Below are 19,719 nucleotides of genomic sequence, written 5' to 3'. Positions count from 1 at the left end.
GTCAATGAGAGGGACATGCCCATGCGGCGCTTTGCATTCGTCATCGGTGCGGCTCTGCCGCTGGCATTCGGCGCGGCCGCGCAAGCCGAGGATGTGGTGATCCGCATCGAGGCCAAGCGCGGCGCCGAGGCCGCCCGCGCCAGTGCCGAAGGCTGGGGCGCCGCCTTCCCCGATGTCGTGACCTTCCCGCTGGCCGATGGCTGGATCGGCATCGCGCTTGGCCCGATGCCGCGCGAAGCGGCAGCGGCGCGGCTGGAGCAGCTGAAGCAGGAGCGCAAGGTGCCGGGCGACAGCTTCCTTTCCGCCGCCGAGGGCCGCGACCTGACCCCGGTGGCCGGGGCGGCCCCCGCCGCGCCGGGGGCGCCCGATGGCTCGACCGGCAATGCCTCGACCTTCCGGCAGGGCGCGGGCCAGCCGGCAGAGGAGGACGGCGAGCCTGCGGTGGGCGATCTGGCGGGCGAGGATGCGGCCACGGCCGCCACGCCCGAAAGCGCCGCCGCCGAAACCGCCCCCGAAAACGCCACCGAAAACACCACCGCGGCCGCGCCGGAACCCGCCCCCGAACCCGCGCCGGCGCAATTCTTCCTGCGCCTTGAATCCAGCACCGACCGCGCCAGGGCCGAGGAACTGCTGGCGAAATGGCGCGAAACCCTGCCCGAGGCCGGGCTCTGGACCCTGCCCAACGGCCGGTCGGCCATCGCCTTCGGCCCGATGGACGAGGCGACCGGCACCGCCTGGCTGAAAGCCTTCAAGGCCGCCGGCGCGGTGCCGAAGGACGCCTTCCTGTCGCCCGGCGAGGAGATGGGCGAGATCGCGATCATCGGCAAGGTGCCGGAGCTTGGCGCGCCCCCTGCCCCGGATGCCGCGCCGGTGCCCATGCCGCCGCTGGAGGACATCCAGCGCGCCCTGCGTTGGGCCGGCCATTACGACGGCGGCATCGACGGCAAGGACGGCCCCAAGACCCGCGCCGCCATCGCCGAAGAGATCGTGCGCCTGCGCGCCTCGCCCGATACCGCCACCGCCATGGCCGAGCTGATCCGGCGGCGCGAGGCCTGGCGGGCCGAGATGGGCCTGACCGAGCTTCGGGACAGCCATACCGGCCTTGCCCTGCCCGCGCCGATGGACAAGCTGCAATTCGACCGCGCCGAGCGCGCGCTGTCGATCTATGGGCCCAAGGACGGCTCGGGCGCGGCGCTGATCCTGTTCTCGCAGCCCGGCGGCCAGCAGGAGATGCTGGACCTCGCCGGCCTCGTCACCGCGCTCGGCTGGGTGCCGGCGCCCCAGCGCCAGGTGGAACGCGGCAGCGTCACGCTGGACGGAAGCAACCAGACCCATATCGGCCATGCCGAGGCCCGGGTCGTGGAAGGGCGCGTGCAGGGCTTCGTGCTGATCTGGCCGATCTCGGACCCCGAGGACCAGCACCGGCTGGCGGCCGAGATCTCGGACAACCTGACCCGCTTCGCCCCCGGCGCGGGCGAGGCGCAGCCCGAGGCGCCCGCCATCGCCCCGGCGGCAGCGCAGAACTAAGCGCGCCAGAACCGCGGCAGGAACAGCACCAGCACCGAGATCAGCTCGAGCCGGCCCAGATACATGCCGCAGATCATCAGCCATTTCGAGGCGGTGGGGAAATCCGTCACCGCCCCGCTCTCGGTCAGTTCCGGGCCCCAGACCAGGCCGACATTGGCGATGGCGGTCCAGGCCGCGGTCAGCGCGGTGCGCGGATGCAGCCCGGTCAACGCCAGCCCGACGATCAGCAGGCCGAAGGTCAGGATGAACAGGGTGAAGAAGGCCATGACCGAATCGACCACGTCCTCCTCCAGCGGGCGGCCGCCGTAAAGCAGCGGAAACACCCGATGCGGCGACTGCATCCGCCGCAGCTGCGCCTTGACCGCCTGGAGCAGCACCAGATAGCGGAATACCTTGACCGAGCACGAGGTCGAACCGGTGCAGCCGCCGATCAGCCCGACCACGATCAGGATGACGAAGGGGAAATGCCCCCATTGCGTGACGTCGGTCGAGGCGAAGCCGGTGCCCGAGAAGGTTGAGATCACGTTGAACGTGGTCTCGCGGATCACGGCGAGCGGATTCTTCGCCTCAAGCCACAGCAGCCGGTAAAGCACCACGACGGCGATGGCATAGAAGGTCCAGCGCAGATAGGCCCGCACCTGGATGTCGCGCCAGATCGGCTCGGCGGAGCCGCGGATCAGCTGCACCATGCGGATGAAGGGGATCGAGGCCAGGATCATGAAGAAGGCCGCCGCATATTCCGCCGGCCCGATGAAGGGCGCGAAGCTGGCGTCGTAATTGGAGAACCCGCCGGTCGAGCAGGTGGACAGCGCCAGCACCAGCGCGTCAAAGCCCTTCATGCCCAGCAGGATATAGACCACCATGCAGCTGGCGGTCATGGCGAAATAGACCCCGGCCATCTCGCGCGCGATGTCGAAGGCGCGGGGCAGGATCTTGCCCAGCGTGTCGAACCCTTCCGAGCGAAAGAACTGCATGCCGCCGACCTTCATCACCGGCAGGAAGATCATGGCGACCACGATGATCCCGAGGCCACCGGACCAGTTCAGGAAGGCCCGCCACAGGTTCGTGCCCTTGGGCAGGCCGTCCAGCCCGGCAAAGGCCGTGGTCCCGGTCGTGGTGACGCCCGACATGGCCTCGAAATAGGCATCGGTGAAGCCAGCATGCGGCGCGCCCAGCATGAAGGGCAGCGCGCCGGCCACCGGCACCACCAGCCACAGCATCGCCGTCAGCAGAAAGACCTGCTGGATGGTCAGGGAACTGTCCCTCTGCCGCGTCGACAGCGCCACCAGCCCGCCGGCCAGCATGGTCAGGATGCCGCATTCCAGAAAGATCAGCCAATGCGCGTCGCCGTGCCACCAGTCCACCAGCATGGGCAGCGCCATCGCCGCCCCGAGCGTGACGACGACCTTGCCGACGATATTGGCCACGGGACGGATATCGATCATGCCGCCCTGCTTGCCCCGCCGCCTTGCGACCGTCAAGCGCGCGACGCGGGACGGCTGGCGCAAGTGCTCGACTTTGCCGAATTCGGCATGGAGGCGGTCTGGCGCATCCGCTGACCCGCTTTCGCCGCATCCGCCGCGCCGATCTGGTCATGCACCGCTTCCTGGTGCGCGAAAGCGGCTCGGGCACCCGCATGGTGCACGAGCATTTCTTCCGCGAGGCCGGCCTGCCGCTGCCGCCGGCGCAGGAAATGGACAGCAACGCCAACATCAAGCAGGCGCTGATGGCGAACATGGGGCTCGCCTTCCTCTCCGCCCACACCATCGCGCTGGAGCGGCAGGCGGGCAAGCTGAGCGTCCTCAGCGTCGACGGCATGCCGCAGCTGCGCGACTGGTTCGTGGTCTATCCGCGCCGCAAGACGCTGGGCCCGGCCGCGCGCTCGTTGCGCGACTTCGTCACCACAGACGGCCCCGCCTTCATGCGCCAGTTCTTCGGCGAGGACTACGGGCCGGAATAGAGCCGGCAAAGCGGGCAGCCGCGGCCCCGCAGGACCGCGCGCTACGCCCAGGTATCCCCCACCGTGAAACCTTCGGCAAACGGATCGTCATGGTCCAGCACCAGGGTGTTCAACCCACAGATCCAGCTGGCCCCCGAGATTTCCGGCACCACGGCGCGGCGGCCGGCGATCTCCGTCTCCTCGACCAGCCGCCCGGTATAGACGTTGCCGAGAATGCCCTGGTGCCGGAAGCTCTTGTCCAGCGGCAATTCGCCCTTGGCATGCAGCACCGCCATCTTGGCGCAGGTGCCTGTGCCGCAGGGGCAACGATCCAGCGCGCCGGTCCAGGTCGCGGGATTGTCCCAGGAGAAATCCCCCGAGGCCATGGTTACGGCGTTCTTCCAATCCGCGTTCGGATCGTCCGTCGGCCCGGACAATTGCGAGATGGTGATGCCCACGCCCGGATAATCGGGATGCTCGACCGGCAGCTGCTCGATCGCCGCCTGCCGGATCATCGCCGAGATGCGGGCGATTTCGCGGCCATGCTCGGGGATCAGTTCCAAGCCGGGGAACTGCCTGACATCGGCGATGGCATAGAACATGCCGCCCCAGCCGACATCGACCCGGACCTTGCCCAGATGCGGCACCTCGATCTCGGCATCCAGATGGGCGGCGAAGGCCGGCACGTTGCGGAACGTCACGCTGGTCACCTTGCCGCCCCGGCATTCGGCGCGGACCCGGATCAGCCCCGCCGGCGCCTCCAGCACCAGCTCGGTGACGGGCTCCTTCATCGGCAGCAGGCCCATTTCCAGCAGCACCGTGACGACCGAGATGGTATTGCCGCCGGACATGACCGGATATTCGATCTGCTCCATGATGATATAGCCGGCATCGGCATCGGGATGCGAGGGCGGCACGATGATGTTGCAGCAATGCGCCGCATAGCCGCGCGGCTCGCGCAGCATCAGCTTGCGCAGCTGGTCGTCATTGGCCTGCAGCCATTGCATCTTCTCGTAGGACGAGCGCCCGGGAATATGGGGAACGCCGCCGGTAATCACCCGCATCGGCGTTCCGGCATGCGTATCGACGGCATGGATCATTCGCTTGAACGCCATGTTTGCTTCTCCTGAGGGGGTGTTCTTGAAGCCGGGATGGGAAAGGCGCGCCCGGTGATGACAGCCGGGCGAACCAAAGGGATCAGGGAATACGGACCGCTGCACCATAAGGCCGGTTTATCCGCCATGACGCAGCGGCCATGGTCACAGAGCGGCTTCGACCTTTTCCGCGACCTCGGCAGGAACCCAGCTCGTCCAGATATCCCTGTTCTCTTCCAGGAAATGCACGGCCGCATCCTCGCCCATGGCCTGGTTGTCGCCCTGCCATGCCATCAGCTTGGCCACGGTGTCGTTGCTCCAGCCGCGGGTGTTGAAATAGTCTAGGATCGCCGGGCTGGTCCGGTCGGCAAAATCCCTGGTCAACACCGTCATCACCGTGTCGATGGGCCAGCCGGTGACCTTCGGGTCGGCGCAATCGAGATTGGTGATGCAGCGTTTCCATTCGACCGGATCGTGCTCGGCGTTCGGTTCCAGCTGCACCAGCTGGTATTTGCCCAAGAGCGCGGTCGGCGCCCAGTAATAGGTGATGAAGCCTTCCTGACGCTCATAGGCCCGGGCGATGGCGCCATCCAGGCCCGCGGCCGAGCCCGGCCGCATCAGGTTGAAGCCCTTTTTCTCGGCCTCGTAGGCCTTGAACAATTGCGCGGTCACAACCGTCGCCCCCCAGCCTTCGGCGCCGTTGAAGATCACGCCGCGGCTGGGGTTTTCCGGGTCCGGGAAAAGCTCGGGATGCGCCAGGGCATCCTCGACCGTCTTGATCTCGGGATGCGCATCGGCCAGGTATTTCGGAATCCACCAGCCCTGAATGCCGCCATCGGGCAGGGCCGGCGCGCCGTAGACGATCTTGCCGTCCTCGAGCCCCTGCGGAACGATCTCGGGCAGCAGGTCCACCCAGGTTTCCGAGGAAACGTCGGGCGAGCCTTTCTCGATCATGGATGTGGTCGAGGGAACCGTATCCCCCGGAATGGTCTCGACGCTGCAGCCGTAACCGTTTTCGAGGATGAACTTGTCGACATAGGTCAGCAGTTCGGCGCTCTGGACGTTATGCAGTGCAAGGGTCACGTTGCCGCAATCCTGCGCGGCAGCCGACCATGCGCCGCCGGAAAGGCCAGTGGCAAGGACCGTCGAAGCGAGTAGTCTTTGCATTTCCATCTCCCTGTCTGCGGCGTTGTTTCAGGGCGGCGCGCCGCGTCTTTACCTGCCCTGTTCTCGGGACGGCTTGGCTACGGGGGGCCCTTTGGCCGCTTCATCCTCGTCGCCCGCTTCTGATCGCCATATTCGTATACGATATTTGTTCTACGAAATCTCTTGCCTTCGGGCGATTCTGTCAAGAAGTTCTTCGGTTCCGGCAATCCGCGTGCATCCATGGTGGCGCATGAAGCACCGGGCTGCTTTGGGCTCCCGCGCCTTGGGCGTCCTTTGGTGGGACGCGACAGGGGGCTCTGCCCCCGGAGTATTTGGGAAACGGTGAAAGCCTTCAGAGCTTCCCGGTCAGTTCCGGGACGACGGAGAACAGATCCCGACGAAGCCGTAATCGGTGACGATCACATTGCTGTCCTTCATCCCCGCAAGGTGCTGGATGGCGCCGGAGATGCCGGTGCTGATGGCGATGACCTCCTCGGCCTTGCCCGCCTCCTTCAGGGGAATCGCCTCTTCCACCGCGATCTGGTCGAGCGGGTCATCGACATCTTCACGTTGTAGTCGATCACGCGCTTCACGAGGACGAGGATCTTCATGGGATTGACCTGCCTGCTGTTGTCGATCCATCAGACCCGGAGCGCCCAGAGGGCGAACAGCGGTTCATCGCCGGATCGCATGGCGTGAACCGCGTTTGGCGGCACGAAGAAGCTGCCGCCGACGCCGGGCTCGAACCAGTCGCGCCCCGGTTTGCGGAATTGGCCCGGCGACAGGACCAGATAGGTTTCCTCGGGCGCGTGCTGGTGGTCGGGATAGCGCGTCTGCGGCGCAAGCAGGCTGAAGCCGATCCACAGGTCGCGGCGCTCCTCCATCCCGCCCGGGCCCAGCAGCATGGCATTGGCATGGCTTTCGCCGAAATTCGCGCTGGCGGTCGCGTCGCCGGTCCGCCTGCGCCAGCACAGCAGCGGCGTCAGCCGCTGTATCGCCTGCGAAAGATCGGAAAGATCCTGGTATTCCATGGGACGGGCCAGAGCCGTGTCGAGCCAAGCCTCGACCACGGGCAGGCGGGCCGGTGCCGCCCCTTGGTCCCCAACCGAAAGGATTGCCTCGGAAATGCCCTGAAGCGAGGCCGGCGAATTGCCGTCATGGGCGCGCGCCCGCATGGCGGGCAAGGCGATATCAAGGAAATCCTGCAGGGGTTGCAGTCGCGGCATTTCAGTTTACCTCCCGGGATCCGGCCGGCGCGCGGATCATCGCCGCGCGCCGGGGTGCGTTACAAGTCCTTGACCAGCCGCAGCGCGTCGTAGATCGCGGCATGGGTGTTGCGGGCGGCGACGGCATCGCCGATGCGGTAGAGGCGGAAGCGGCCCTCGGGGTTCTTGCGGACCTCCTGCAACCCGCCGGTGGTCAGGGCCTCGTAATCGACCTCGCCCAGGTTCGAGGAGAGCGGCTTCAACTCGAAATAGAGCTCGTCCAGCGGCCGCGTGCCGTGGTTGACCACCACCTGGTCGACGATGCGCTCGCGGGCGAAGGCGCCGTAATCGCTGCCGAGGCGCGCACGCAGCTGGTTGCCCTCGCGCGCCACCGAGCGGAGGCGCCAGGTGACGGTGAAGGTGGTGTCGCGCTTCTGCAGGTTGCGCATGTAGGGCACCAGGTTCATCGCCATCACCTCGGGCGAGAAGCTGCGGTCCGGCGTCACGATCTCGACCGCCGCACCGGTGGCCGAGATCAGGTCGGCGGCCTGCAGCGCCGCATGGTCGCCCGCATCGTCGAAGATCAGCACGTTGCGGCCCGGCTTCACGTCGCCCGACAGGATGTCCCAGGCGGATGAGACCAGCTCGTTGCCCGCCTCCAGCACCTCGACATGCGGCAGCCCGCCGGTGGCGACGATCACCTCGTCGGGCTCGGTGGCCAGCACGTCGGCCGCATCGGCGAAGGTGTTGAAGCTGAACTTCACGCCATGCTTCTCGCATTGCGCCATGCGCCAGGCGATGATCGAGGTCATCTCGCGGCGGCGCTCGTCCAGCGCGGTCAGGCGGATCTGGCCGCCGGGCTGGTCGGCGGCCTCGAAGACCGTCACGTCATGGCCGCGCTCGGCGGCGACGCGGGCGGCCTCCATGCCGGCCGGACCGGCGCCGACGATGGTGATGCGTTTCTTCGCCGGGGCGGGCGGGATCGTGTGCGGCATGGTCTCCTCGCGCCCGGTGGCGGCATTATGCAGGCAGAAGGCCATGCCGCCCTGGTAGATGCGGTCGAGGCAATAGTTCGCGCCGACGCAGGGGCGGATGTCCTCCTCGCGCCCCTCGACGACCTTGCGGACCAGATGCGGGTCGGCCATATGCGCCCGCGTCATGCCGACCATGTCCAGCAACCCCGAGGCGATGGCATGGCGCGCGGTCGGCACGTCCGGGATCTTGGCGGCGTGGAAGGTGGGGAAGCCCGTGGCCTTCCTGATCTGCCCGGCGAAGTCCAGATGCGGGGCGTTGCGCATGCCCTGCACCGGGATCACGTCGGTCAGCCCGGCATCGGTGTCGATATGGCCCTTGACCACGTTCAGGAAGTCGACCAGCCCGCTGTCCTTGAGCTTTTGCGAAATCGCCAGCCCGTCCTCGGCCGTCAGCCCGCCCGGCAGGTCCTCGTCGCCGGTATAGCGCACGCCCAGGATGAAATCCTCGCCGCAGCGTGCGCGGATGCCGCGCAGCACGTCGAAGGTGAAGCGCAGCCGGTTGTCGAGGCTGCCGCCATAGGGGCCGTCGAGGTCATTGGTCAGCGGCGACCAGAACTGGTCCATCAGATGGCCGTAGGCCTGGATCTCAAGCCCGTCCAGCCCCGCCGCCTTCATCCGCTCGGCCGCATCGACATAGTCGTCGATGATCCGGTCGATGTCCCAGTCCTCCATCTTCTTCGGGAACGAGCGATGCGCCGCCTCGCGCTCATGGCTGGGCGAGACGACGGGCAGCCAGTCGGCCTTGTCCCAGCGCGTGCGCCGGCCCAGATGGGTCAGCTGGATCATCACCGCACAGCCATGGTCGTGGCATTCGTCGGTCAGCTTCTTCATCCAGCCGACCACCTCGTCCTTCCAGGCCAGGATGTTGTTGAAGACCGGCGGACTGTCGCGCGAGACCGAGGCCGAGCCGGCGGTCATGGTCAGCGCCACCCCGGCCTTCGCCCGCTCGACGTGATAGGCGCGGTAGCGATCCTTGGGCATGCCGTCCTCGGGATAGGCCGGCTCGTGGCTGGTGATCATGATGCGGTTGCGCAGCGTCAGGTGCTTCAGCTGATAGGGCTGCAGAAGGGGATCGTTCGACATGGCTCTGCCTGTGCGGGTGGGAGTCGTTGCCCCAAGAAGGCAAGAAATGTTCACATGTGTCAATATAAAAATCATATGTGATCCTTTAGTATGCATCTATGGACAATTCGCTTGAGGCGAATCGGCGCGCGGGCTATGCAGGGGCATGGAAACCCATATTGCCCCCGAAACCGGCTGGCGCGGGTCGCGCGAGGGCTGGCTGGAAGCCGGCTACCAGGCGCTGATCGACAGCGGCATCGACGCGGTGAAGATCCTGCCGCTGGCCCGGCAGCTGAATCTGTCGCGCACCAGCTTCTATTGGTTCTTCGAGGATCGCGAGGCATTGCTGACCGCGCTGATCGACGGTTGGGAGGCGCGCACCACCCGGCCCTTCGTCGCCGCGACGCGGGAATATGCCGACAGCCAGGCCGAGGCGATGCTGAACGTGCTGGCCTGTTTCCTGTCCGGGGCCTTCGATGCGCGGCTGGAATTCGCGGTGCGCAGCTGGGCCTTGCAGGACGGCAAGGTGGCGGCGCGAATCGAGGCGGCGGACGAGACGCGGCTGGGGGCGCTGCGCGACATGCTGGTGCGCTGGGGACATGGAGAGCAGGAGGCCGATGTCCGCGCCCGCACCATCTACCTGACGCAGATCGGCTATATCTCGATGCGCGCCCGGGAGGAGCTGGAGACGCGGCTGGCCCGCATTCCCACCTATGTCGAGATCTATACCGGCCAGCGCCCCGAGCCGCGCGAACTGGCGCGCTTCAATGCGCGTTTCATGTCCCAGCCCGGGCCCCGTCCCGGCTCCGCGCCATGAGGATCGGCCGCATCGACAGCCCGGGCCGGAATCTGCCGGATTTCCCCCCGCCCGATTCCCGGCTGCGTCCGGTGCCGGGCCGCGGCGGGGCCGGTCCGGCCGGCGATGCTGACGATATCGTCGCACGACATGCCGCTATTGTTGCATCCGGGCCGCGGCCGGACGGGGAAGATACCGCATCGGCGGCCGCCGGCCGCCTGCTGGTTCCCCTCATGACAGGCATTCCCTTGCCCGAAACCGTTCCCACCGGCCTCCGATGCGCCCGCGCCCTGCCGAACGCGGCCGGGCCCAGCCCCGCCAGGGGCCCGGCAGAGGGTGCCGCCGGTGGTCCGGCCGGTCCGGCGGGCGCGATCCGAATTGCCCCGGCAGAGGCGGCGGTGAACCGTCGCGGACCGGGGCGCAAGCCGGCAGGAACCCCATCCTGACCCAAATCAGCCCCCGGCCTTCCGCGACGGGCCGGGCAGGCATGACCAATGTCGCGACAGGGAAGCGAAAACCATGAAACGATCCTATCTCTTTGGCACCGTCCTCGCCCTGCCGTTCGCTGCGCTGGCCGGGACCGCCTCGGCCGATTGCGGCAGCCTGACCATCGCCAGCATGAACTGGCAAAGCGCCGAGGTGCTGGCGAGCCTTGACCAGTTCATCCTGAACGAAGGCTATGGCTGCAGCGCCGAGATCGTCGCCGGCGACACCGTGCCCTCGATCACCTCGCTGGTGGAAAAGGGCAAGCCCGAGATCGTCCCCGAGGCCTGGGTCGACCTGATGCCCGAGATCGTCGAGGCCGGGCTGCGGGACGAAAAGATCGTCTCGCTCAGCCGCTCGCTGTCGGATGGCGGCAAGCAGGGCTGGTTCATCCCGCGCTACATGCTGGACGAGCATCCGAACCTGAACAAGATCGAGGAGATCCTGGCCCATCCCGAACTGTTCCCGGCCCCCGAGGATGTCTCGAAGGGCGCGGTCTACAATGGCCCGGCCGGCTGGGGCGGCACCGTGGTCACCACGCAGCTCGCCAAGGCCTTCGACATCGAGGGCAAGGGCTTCGCCCTGGTCGATACCGGCTCGGCCGCCGGGCTCGACGGCTCGATCGCCCGCGCCTACGAGCAGCAGGCGCCATGGCTGGGCTTCTACTGGGAACCGACCTCGCTTCTGGGCAAATACGACATGGTCGCGGTCGATTTCGGCATGGAGCACGATGTCGAGGAATGGCGGCGCTGCACCTCGGTCGCGGATTGCCCCGATCCCAAGCCGAACGCCTTCCCGATCGACAATGTCTTCACCCTGGTGTCGAAATCCTTCGCCGAGGCGGCCGATCCCGGCGTCGTCGACTACCTGTCGAAGCGCAGCTGGAGCAACGAGACCGTCAACAAGCTGATGGCCTGGATGACCGACAACCAGGCCACGGGCGAGGACGGGGCGCGGGAATTCCTGCGCGAGAACGAAGAGCTCTGGACCCAATGGGTGACGCCCGAGGCGGCGGAACGCATCAAGGCCGCGCTCTAGGCGCGGCCCGTCCGGCGGGGGGCGGCGCGACGCCGCCCTCTCTCCCTTCCCCTCCGAACCAGCGCGGACGAAATCACCATGGCATGGTTAACTTCCTTCCCCCAGCTAGACGACGGCTATCTTCGCGACCTCAAGCGGGTCATCGACGAGGGTTTCCGCCAGTTCACCCGCAACTACGGCGACAGCATCGAGGGCTTTTTCAGCCCGCTGCAAAGTTTCCTCATCTGGTCCGAGCGGCTGCTGACCAACGCGCCCTGGCCGCTTGTCCTGCTGGTGGTCGCGGCGCTGGCCTGGAGCGCCAGCCGCAGCCTGCGCGTGGTGATCGGCAGCCTGCTGACCCTGGTGCTGATCGGGCTGTTCGGCATGTGGGACGACACGATGAAGACCGTGTCGATGATCTTCGCCGCGACGCTGCTGTCGATCGCCATCGGCCTGCCGCTGGGCATCCTGATGTCGCGCTCGCAGCGGGTGCAGGCGGTGCTGAACCCGGTGCTGGACGTGATGCAGACCATGCCGAGCTTCGTCTACCTGATCCCGGTGGTGATGCTTCTGGGCATCGGCCGGGTGCCGGGGCTGATCGCCGTGGTGATCTATGCCCTGCCGCCGATGATCCGGCTGACCAACCTGGGCATCCGCCAGGTCGACCGCGAGGTGCTGGAGGCGGCCGACGCCTTCGGCTCCTCGGCCTGGCAGAAGCTGGTCAAGGCCGAGCTGCCGCTGGCGCTGCCCACCATCATGGCCGGCATCAACCAGACCATCATGATGGCGCTGGCCATGGTGGTGATCGCCTCGATGATCGGTGTGCAGGGGCTGGGCCAGCCGGTGCTGCGCGCCATCAACAACCAGTATTTCACCCTGGGCCTGTTCAACGGCTTCGCCATCGTCGGCATCGCCATCCTCTTCGACCGCATCAGCCAGGCCTGGGGCAAGCGGCTGCAGAAACATCGCGAGGTGGGTCATGGCTGATCCGATCGGCATCGAGATCCGCAATCTCTACAAGATCTTCGGCCCCGCGCCCGAGGCGCATGTCGAGGCGGTGCGCGCCGGCATGACCAAGGCCGAGCTGCAGGCCCGCCACGGCCATGTGCTGGGCCTGCGCGACATCAACATCTCCATCGCGCCGGGCAGCATCCAGGTGATCATGGGCCTGTCGGGTTCCGGCAAGTCGACGCTGATCCGCCACATCAACCGGCTGATCGAGCCCACCGCGGGCGAGATCGTCATCGAGGGGCAGAACGTCGTCGCCATGCCGCCCGAGGCGCTGCGCGCCTTCCGCCGCCACAAGACCGCGATGGTGTTCCAGAAATTCGCGCTGCTGCCGCATCGCACCGTGCTGGACAACGCCGCCTACGGGCTGGAGGTGCAGGGCGTGCCCGAGGCCGAACGTTACCGCACCGCCATGCGCTGGATCGAGCGGGTGGGGCTTTCCGGCTTCGAGAAGAGCTATCCCAGCCAGCTTTCGGGCGGCATGCAGCAGCGGGTGGGCCTGGCGCGCGCCCTGGTCAACGACGCGCCGATCCTGCTCATGGACGAGGCCTATTCGGCGCTGGATCCGCTGATCCGCTACGACATGCAGACGGTCCTGCTGGACCTGCAGCAGGAGGTCCGCAAGACCATCGTCTTCATCACCCACGACCTCGACGAGGCGCTGCGCATCGGCGACCGCATCGCGCTTTTGCGCGACGGCTGCGTCATCCAGCAGGGCACGGCGCAGGACATCGTGCTGCGTCCTGCCGACGATTACGTGGCGAATTTCGTGCAGCATGTCGACCGCGGCCGGGTGCTCAAGGTCGGCGCGGTCATGGTGGCCGAGCACGGCTTCGACAGCCTGCCCGAGGCCGCCATCGCCCCCGAGGCCACGGTCGCCGAGGCGCTCCAGCACATGGCGGCAAACCGCCTCCAGGCGCTGAGCGTCAAGAACCCGGAAGGCCAGACCCTCGGCGTCATCCCGTTCCAGAACGCCATCAACGCCTATACGGGCAACGTCGCGGCGAGCGCATGAGGATCGGCATCATCGGCGCCACCGGCTGGCTGGGCTCGGCGCTTGGCGCGGGGCTCTTGTCGCGCGGCATCGTCCAGCCGGGCGATCTGGTGCTCTTGAACCGCAGCGGGCCGCGTCCCGATTATCACGGCCATGCCGATGTGGTCTGGGCCCGGGACGTGGCCGATCTGACGGCGCAAAGCGACGTGGTCGTGGTCTCGGTGCGGCCCGAGGACTGGCCGGGGCTGGCGCTGCGGGCCGAGGGGCGGCTGGTCCTGTCCTTCATGGCCGGGGTGGATGCCCGCGAACTGGCCCGCTGCGGCGGCCGGATCGTGCGGGTCATGCCGAATGCCGCGGCCGAGATCGGGGCCTCCTATTCGCCCTTCTGGGCCGCCGAGGGCGTGACGGATTCCGACCGCGACACGGTGCGGCGCCTGCTTTCCGCCATCGGCACCACCGACGAACTGGCAAGCGAGGCCGAGATCGACCTGATGACCGCCCTGCCCGGCTCGGGCGCCGCCTATCCGGCGCTGATGGCCGTGGCGATGGCCGGGTTCATGCGGGCGCAGGGCATCTCGGAGGCCATCGCCTGGCGCGCGGCCGAGGCCGCCGTCATCGGCGGCGCGCGGCTGCTGGAAGGCCGGATCAGCGAAGCGCCCGCCATGCTCGCCGCCTATCGCGACTATCGCGGCACCACCGCCGCCGGCATCGAGGCCGCCGAGGCGGCAGGTTTCAGCCGCGCCGTCGTGGCGGCGCTGGAGGCGGCGACCGACAAGGCGCGGCGCATGGCGAAGGGTCCGGCGTGACGCGGCCTGCCCTTACCAGCCTCGACGGGACGGAATACGACGTCATCGTCATCGGCGCTGGCGCGGTCGGCTGCGCCAGCGCCCGGCAACTGGCCGGGCGCGGCTTTCGCACCCTGCTGGTCGACCGTGGCGATATCGGCGCCGGCACCTCGTCGCGCTCCAGCCGCATGCTCTATTCCGGTCTCGGCTATCTCGCCGCGCGCTATCCGCTGTGGCAGATGCCCTTTCGGCCCGCCGACATGCTGCGCCGCCTGCTCTACACCCGCGACGTCATGCGCTGCCGGGCCGAACTGGTCCGCGACATGCCCGGCCACCTGACGAAACACCGCTTTCACTATCCGTTCCGCAAGGGCGACCGCTATCCGCCCTGGCTGGTCGATCTGGGCTTCCGCCTGGTCGAGGCGCTGGACGGCTGGCGGGTGCCGCTGGCCTATCGCCGGCTTGCGCCCGCGCAGGCGGCGCGCGAAAGCGCCATGGCCGCGGCCCTGGGCGGGCCGCTGCGCGGCGTGGGGGTGTTTGAGGAATACATGTATGCCTGGCCCGAGCGCATCTGCGTCGATACCGCGCTGGATGCCGAGCGGCGCGGCGCCACCCTCCGCACCTATGCCGAGGTGACGGCCATCGCGCGCGAGGGCAAGGGCTGGCTGGTCACGCTGGACGAACGCGCGCCCGAGATGCAGGGCCGGGCGCAGGTCCGCGCCCGCATGGTAGTGAACGCCGCCGGCCCCTGGATCGACCGCGTGCCGGGCGGCGGTGCGGGCCGGCGCCGGGTGATCGGCATCAAGGGCGTCAATGTCATGCTGCGCCTGCCCGAGGCGTTCCGCGGCCAGGGGCTGGAGGCCTTTTCCCGCAAGGGCGAGCCCTATTACGTCTTTCCCTGGCGCGATTTCCATTTCATCGGCCCGACCGAAACCGAAGTCACGGCCAATCCCGACGACATCCGCGTCGAGGACGCCGAGATCGACTATATCCTCGCCGAGGCCAACCACCTGTTCCCCGACCTGCACCTGACGCGGGCGGATGTGCTGCATTGCTGGTGCGGCGTGCGACCGACCTCGACCCGCGACGGCCGGACCACCAGCCTGCCGGTCGAGGTGGCCGAGGATCCCGCGATGCCCGGCCTGCTGGCCGTCACCGGCTCGACCATCATGCTGCATCGCCACGCGGCGCGGAAGGTGGCGCGGGCGGTCGAAAACCGTCTGGGACGGCAGGGACCGGAACCCACGGGCGCCATTCCGGCGCCCGAAACCCATGACGACGGCATCGGCCAGATAGCGGCCCGCGAACATGTCGTGCGGCTCTCGGACCTCATCCGCCGCCGCCTGCCGGACGGGCTGGAGCCCGATCTGGGCCGGGGCCGGGCCGAGGCGCTGTCGCGCATCGCCGCCGCCAGCCTCGGCTGGTCCGAGGCGCGCCGACAGGACGAACTGCGGCATTTCGAGGCCGACACCGCACGGGTCTATCGCCAGCTGTAAGGATCTATCCCCAGACCAGCCAATCCGCGAACAGCCGGGCCTTGGCAATCCGACCCGGCCGGCGGGCGTCACCGGGCGGGTCGCAAGCTTATCCGAGCCGGAGGGCGCGCGCCACGCGGGATGAGGCAGGACCCGCCGGACCGAAGGGCTAAAGCCCGATCGCCTTGTAGGCCTGCGCCACCTCGTCGATGGCCAGCACATAGGCGGCGGTGCGCAGGTCCGGATAGCTGCCGTCGGGACGGTTCCACAGCGCGCTCATCCGGCGATAGGCGGCGCGCATGATGTCGTCGAGGCCCGAGCGGACCAGCGCGATCTCGCTGCGCGCCTCCAGAAAGCGGGCATGTTCGCTGGGAAAGTCCCGGCCGGTCATCTGCTCCAGCGAGCGGGCCAGCAGCCGGTGCTCGTCCTCCTCCAGCCGCCGCTCCATCAGGCCGAAGGGGATGTGGCTGAGGTTCTTCACCCATTCGAAATAGGACACCACCACGCCGCCGGCATTGGCAAAGAGGTCGGGCAGGATGATCTTGCCGGCCTGGCGCAGGATGGCGTCGGCCGCGTTGGTCGTGGGGCCGTTGGCGGCCTCGACGATCAGCGCCGCCTTGATGGCGGCGGCATTTTCGGCGGTGATCGCGCCCTCGGCGGCGGCGGGGATCAGGATGTCGCATTCGTCGGCCAGCGCGCCCATGTCGGACCGGCTCACCGCGCCGCCGGTAAAGCCCTCGACCGAGCCGGTCTGCACCAGATGCGCCTTGAGCGCGTCGATGTCGATGCCTTGGGGATTGCGCACCACGCCCGTGCGTTCGATCACCGTGACGATGCGCACGCCATCCTCCTGCGACAGGAACTTGGCGGCGTGGAAGCCCACATTGCCAAGGCCCTGCACCACGCAGGCCAGGCCGGTCAGGCTCTCGGACAGGAACCCGGCGCGGGCGCGGTCGGCGGGATGGCGGAAGAATTCGCGGATCGCATATTGCACGCCGCGGCCGGTGGCCTCGGTGCGGCCCTCGATGCCGCCGCCGCCGACCGGCTTGTCGGTGACGCAGCCCAGCGCGTTGATGTCCTGCGGCCGGGCGCGGCGGTATTCGTCGGCGATCCACATCATGTTCAGCTCGCCCGTGCCCATGTCCGGCGCCGGCACATTGGCGGCCGAGCTGAGGAATTCATGCGCCATCAGCTCCTGCGCGAAGCGGCGGGTGATCTTTTCCAGCTCGGTCTCGGTCCAGTCGGCGGGGTCGATCCGCAGCGCCCCCTTGGAGCCGCCGAAGGGCAGCCGCACCAGCGCGCATTTATAGGTCATCAGCGCCGCCAGCGCCTCGACCTCGTCCTGGTCGGCATTGGGGGCGAAGCGGATGCCGCCCTTGGCCGGGCGGCTATGCGTCGAATGGACAGCCCGCCAGCCGGTGAAGGTATGCATCCGCCCGCGCAGCCGCACGCCGAAGCGGGTCACATAGGTCGCGTTGCAGACCTTGATCTTCTCGGCCAGCCCCTCGGGCAAGTCGCAGCGCGAGGCCGCGACGTCGAACATCTCGTTCACATCGGCCAGGAATGACTGATTGCTCATGAACCCCTCCTCCGGGCTCTTTCTGGAAAACAGGGGGCCGCGGCCCCCTGCGGAATGTCAGCCGGCCAGCAGCGCGGCGGTGCCCCCGCGGCGGTGGGGCAGATACGCATCATGCCGATCTCCTCATTCGATGCGAGAGGGATACCAGAGGATCGCCAGGCGGTGCGCCTGAATATTGCCCATCAGCCAGCCAGATGGAACAAATTCGAGGCCATTTTCAGAACTTACCCGGATCTGGACAGGCGAATCGCGATGCCGAGCCCGCGCGGCGGGGTCGCAACATCTCCCTGAAGCCGGAGGTCGGGCTGAACGTCCGCCCGGCCCATCGCTCACTCCGCCATCACGCGCGCGATCCAGGACGCGATCATCAGGTCCAGATGCGCGCCGCCGCCGTTCTTGAACACGGTGATCTCGTCCTCCGATTGCCGCCGGCGGGCGCCGGGACGCACCAGGTCATAGAGATCGCCCAGCACGCTCTCGGCGGTGATCGCGCCCGAGGCGATGGGCAGCAACAGCTCGCCGATATGGCCCAGCGTGGTCGCGCGGCTGTCCACGAACAGCGCCGCCTTGGCCATCAGCGCATCGTCGGCCTCGCGCATGTCGGCCTTGAAGGCGCCGATCAGGTCGACATGGGTGCCGGCCCGGACCCAATCGCCCAGGATGACCGGCTGCCGCGCCATGGTGGCCGAAGAGACGATGTCGGCCTCTCCGACCGCGTCTTGCAGGTCGGGCACCGCCACCAGTTCGGCCTCGATTCCGTCCAGGCCGGCGACGAGGTTCCGCGCCTGTTCCGGGCGGCGCGACCAGACCGAGACGCGCTCGATCCCCGGCAGCACCGCGGTATAGGCCTTGACCAGACTGGTCGCGACCGTGCCGGCGCCGACAATCAGCAGGTGCCGGCTGTCCGGGCGCGCCAGCAGGCTGGCAGCCAGAACGGAATCGGCGGCGGTCTTGATCTCGGTGACCAGCGGGCTGTCCACGATGGCCTGCAGCGTGCCGGTTTCGCCGTCAAAGACCAGCATCGCCCCCTGGACCGTGGGCAACCCCCGCGCCGCATTGCCGTCGAAGACGGTGAAGGTCTTGGCACCGTAGCCCAGCCCCTCGATCCAGGCCGAGCGGCTCATCATCGTGCCGGTGGGCGGACCCAGGAACACGTCCCTGATCTCGGCCGGGGGCAGCCCGTGGCCCTGCCGCAACGCCTCGACGGCATCGGGCCAGTTCAGCCGGCCGATCGCATCGTCATAGGACAGGAATTGCGGGGCGTTTTTGCTTGTCATGGAAATGCGTTTCCTTCTTTTGCACGGGTCGGCGCCCGCCGGAAATGCCGCTACAGAGCCAGAGACGAGCCAGCCTGGCAAGAGCCGGGGCCTCCGGTGCTTCCTGCCGGCCGGCCATGCCCGTCCCCCGCATCCAGCCCGCCGGCAAGCGGGATGGCGATGCCCCCTATCGATCCATCGGCCAGGTATCCGACAGGCGATAGCCGCCCGGGAACGGATCCGCCGGATCGACCATCAACTGTTTCGTCCCAATAATCCAGGCCCGGCCCGAGATGATCGGACGGATCGCCGGCTTGCCGTTCAGGTCGATCTCGCTGTCGATCCGGCAATGAAACTCGGTCTCCAGAAGCGAGGTGCCGACGAAGCGGTCTCCGGCCTTCATCCGGCCCTTGGCATGCAAGACCGCCATCCGCGCCGAGCAGCCGGTGCCGCAAGGCGAGCGGTCCAGCTTGCCGGGACGGATCGCCACGGCATTCTTGCCCCACAGCACCCCGTCCTTCATCTGCACAGGGTCGGTGATCTGGCAGAACGAGATATGGTCCCAATCATTGGCGGGATGCTTGAAGCCCAGCTGTTCATTGGCGGCCTCGGTTACCTTCACGCCCATCCGGGCGATGTCGCGGGCCTGGTCGGGACGCAGTTCCAGCCCCAGCGCAGCCGCATCGACCAGCACGAAGCTGTCGCCGCCATAGGCGGTGTCCACGGTGATCGTGCCCAGCCCCTCGACCTCGATCCGCGCGTCCAGCCTGTCGGCAAAGGAGGGCACGTTGCGGACCCGGATGCGCTCGGCCTTGCCGTCGCGGCACTCGGCCTCGATCTCGATCAGCCCTCCCGGCGGTTCCAGCACCATGCGGGTGATCGGCTCCTGCATGGGAATGATCCCGGTATCGAGCAGCACCGTCGCCACACACATCGAGTTCGAGCCCGACATGGGCGGCGTGTCGGCCGGCTCCATGATGATCCAGCCCATCTGGGCGCGCGGGTCCTTGGGCGGCACCAGCAGGTTGACATGGCGGAACACGCCGCCGCGCGGCTCGTTGAGCACGAAGTTCCGCAGGGTCTCGTCCTCGGCGATCCAGCGCGATTGGTCCCAGACCGTCTCGCCGGGCGGCGGGGCGACACCGCCGACGATGACATCGCCGACCTCGCCTTCGGCATGGCAGGACACGACATGCACGACCTTGGATGTGCGCATTGGTTTTCCTCGATCATTGCGGACAGGCAGGGCTGGCCACATGTTGGTATTTCGTATACGATATCTCTTTACTACATTGCCGGTTTCGCCCTGCCCCGTCAAG

The 19,719-nt window shown here is 67.8% G+C and carries 16 protein-coding genes and 1 pseudogene; 8 read left to right on the top strand and 9 right to left on the bottom strand.

Annotation, left to right across the window (positions count from 1 at the left end; translation table 11 throughout):
- Positions 1-21 precede the first annotated feature (21 nt).
- Positions 22-1,527 (top strand): peptidoglycan-binding protein, encoded by a 1,506-nt coding sequence (locus LOS78_RS10205; protein ID WP_230378154.1) that lies wholly within the window; start codon positions 22-24, stop codon positions 1,525-1,527.
- Here the strand turns inward: LOS78_RS10205 and LOS78_RS10200 are convergent.
- The gene (locus LOS78_RS10200) at positions 1,524-2,972 is read right to left on the bottom strand and encodes a TrkH family potassium uptake protein (RefSeq protein ID WP_230378153.1); all 1,449 of its coding nucleotides are present in this window, start codon (positions 2,970-2,972) and stop codon (positions 1,524-1,526) included. The genes LOS78_RS10205 and LOS78_RS10200 overlap by 4 nt on opposite strands.
- A gap of 149 nt (positions 2,973-3,121) precedes the next feature.
- Here LOS78_RS10200 and LOS78_RS10195 point away from each other — a divergent pair, with 149 nt between their 5' ends.
- Complete coding sequence (locus LOS78_RS10195) at positions 3,122-3,487, top strand: LysR substrate-binding domain-containing protein (RefSeq protein WP_230378152.1); 366 nt, start codon at positions 3,122-3,124, stop codon at positions 3,485-3,487.
- Positions 3,488-3,528: 41 nt separating this feature from the next.
- On the opposite strand, the gene LOS78_RS10190 is transcribed toward LOS78_RS10195, so the two are convergent.
- The 5 genes and pseudogenes from LOS78_RS10190 to hpbA form a co-directional block, all read right to left on the bottom strand.
- A complete protein-coding gene (locus LOS78_RS10190) occupies positions 3,529-4,581 on the bottom strand; it encodes a proline racemase family protein (RefSeq protein WP_230378151.1) in 1,053 nt (350 codons plus the stop codon).
- A gap of 144 nt (positions 4,582-4,725) precedes the next feature.
- A complete protein-coding gene (locus LOS78_RS10185; protein ID WP_230378150.1) occupies positions 4,726-5,643 on the bottom strand; it encodes a glycine betaine ABC transporter substrate-binding protein in 918 nt (305 codons plus the stop codon).
- Positions 5,644-6,150: 507 nt separating this feature from the next.
- Positions 6,151-6,317: pseudogene (locus LOS78_RS10180) on the bottom strand (electron transfer flavoprotein subunit beta/FixA family protein); the annotation flags it as partial.
- A 30-nt stretch (positions 6,318-6,347) separates the two neighbouring features.
- The gene (locus LOS78_RS10175; RefSeq protein WP_230378149.1) at positions 6,348-6,932 is read right to left on the bottom strand and encodes a dimethylsulfonioproprionate lyase family protein; all 585 of its coding nucleotides are present in this window, start codon (positions 6,930-6,932) and stop codon (positions 6,348-6,350) included.
- Positions 6,933-6,991: 59 nt separating this feature from the next.
- Positions 6,992-9,028, bottom strand: a complete 2,037-nt coding sequence (hpbA, locus tag LOS78_RS10170) for an N-methyl-L-proline N-demethylase HpbA (RefSeq protein WP_230378148.1) — start codon at positions 9,026-9,028, stop codon at positions 6,992-6,994.
- A gap of 145 nt (positions 9,029-9,173) precedes the next feature.
- Here hpbA and LOS78_RS10165 point away from each other — a divergent pair, with 145 nt between their 5' ends.
- From LOS78_RS10165 to LOS78_RS10140, 6 genes are all read left to right on the top strand, one after another.
- Complete coding sequence (locus LOS78_RS10165) at positions 9,174-9,824, top strand: TetR/AcrR family transcriptional regulator (protein ID WP_028716939.1); 651 nt, start codon at positions 9,174-9,176, stop codon at positions 9,822-9,824.
- A 498-nt stretch (positions 9,825-10,322) separates the two neighbouring features.
- Positions 10,323-11,324, top strand: coding sequence for an ABC transporter substrate-binding protein (locus LOS78_RS10160; protein ID WP_230378147.1), 1,002 nt, complete (start codon positions 10,323-10,325; stop codon positions 11,322-11,324).
- A 78-nt stretch (positions 11,325-11,402) separates the two neighbouring features.
- The gene (locus LOS78_RS10155) at positions 11,403-12,290 is read left to right on the top strand and encodes a proline/glycine betaine ABC transporter permease (RefSeq protein WP_230378146.1); all 888 of its coding nucleotides are present in this window, start codon (positions 11,403-11,405) and stop codon (positions 12,288-12,290) included.
- Positions 12,283-13,326, top strand: coding sequence for a glycine betaine/L-proline ABC transporter ATP-binding protein (locus LOS78_RS10150; protein ID WP_036698211.1), 1,044 nt, complete (start codon positions 12,283-12,285; stop codon positions 13,324-13,326). The genes LOS78_RS10155 and LOS78_RS10150 overlap by 8 nt, the downstream gene beginning before the upstream one ends.
- Positions 13,323-14,111 (top strand): pyrroline-5-carboxylate reductase, encoded by a 789-nt coding sequence (locus LOS78_RS10145; protein ID WP_230378145.1) that lies wholly within the window; start codon positions 13,323-13,325, stop codon positions 14,109-14,111. Before LOS78_RS10150 ends, LOS78_RS10145 begins: the two co-directional genes overlap by 4 nt.
- Positions 14,108-15,586, top strand: a complete 1,479-nt coding sequence (locus LOS78_RS10140) for an FAD-dependent oxidoreductase (protein ID WP_230378144.1) — start codon at positions 14,108-14,110, stop codon at positions 15,584-15,586. Before LOS78_RS10145 ends, LOS78_RS10140 begins: the two co-directional genes overlap by 4 nt.
- A 148-nt stretch (positions 15,587-15,734) precedes the next feature.
- On the opposite strand, the gene LOS78_RS10135 is transcribed toward LOS78_RS10140, so the two are convergent.
- The 3 genes from LOS78_RS10135 to LOS78_RS10125 form a co-directional block, all read right to left on the bottom strand.
- Positions 15,735-17,144 (bottom strand): Glu/Leu/Phe/Val dehydrogenase, encoded by a 1,410-nt coding sequence (locus tag LOS78_RS10135; RefSeq protein ID WP_230378143.1) that lies wholly within the window; start codon positions 17,142-17,144, stop codon positions 15,735-15,737.
- Between the two features lie 329 nt (positions 17,145-17,473).
- Complete coding sequence (locus tag LOS78_RS10130) at positions 17,474-18,421, bottom strand: ornithine cyclodeaminase family protein (protein WP_230378142.1); 948 nt, start codon at positions 18,419-18,421, stop codon at positions 17,474-17,476.
- Between the two features lie 166 nt (positions 18,422-18,587).
- Positions 18,588-19,616, bottom strand: a complete 1,029-nt coding sequence (locus tag LOS78_RS10125) for a proline racemase family protein (RefSeq protein ID WP_230378141.1) — start codon at positions 19,614-19,616, stop codon at positions 18,588-18,590.
- Positions 19,617-19,719: the final 103 nt, after the last annotated feature.

The organism is Paracoccus sp. MA (genome assembly GCF_020990385.1).
In the GTDB taxonomy this organism is placed as follows: Bacteria; Pseudomonadota; Alphaproteobacteria; order Rhodobacterales; family Rhodobacteraceae; genus Paracoccus.
This window is presented reverse-complemented; position numbering and strand designations above follow the sequence as displayed.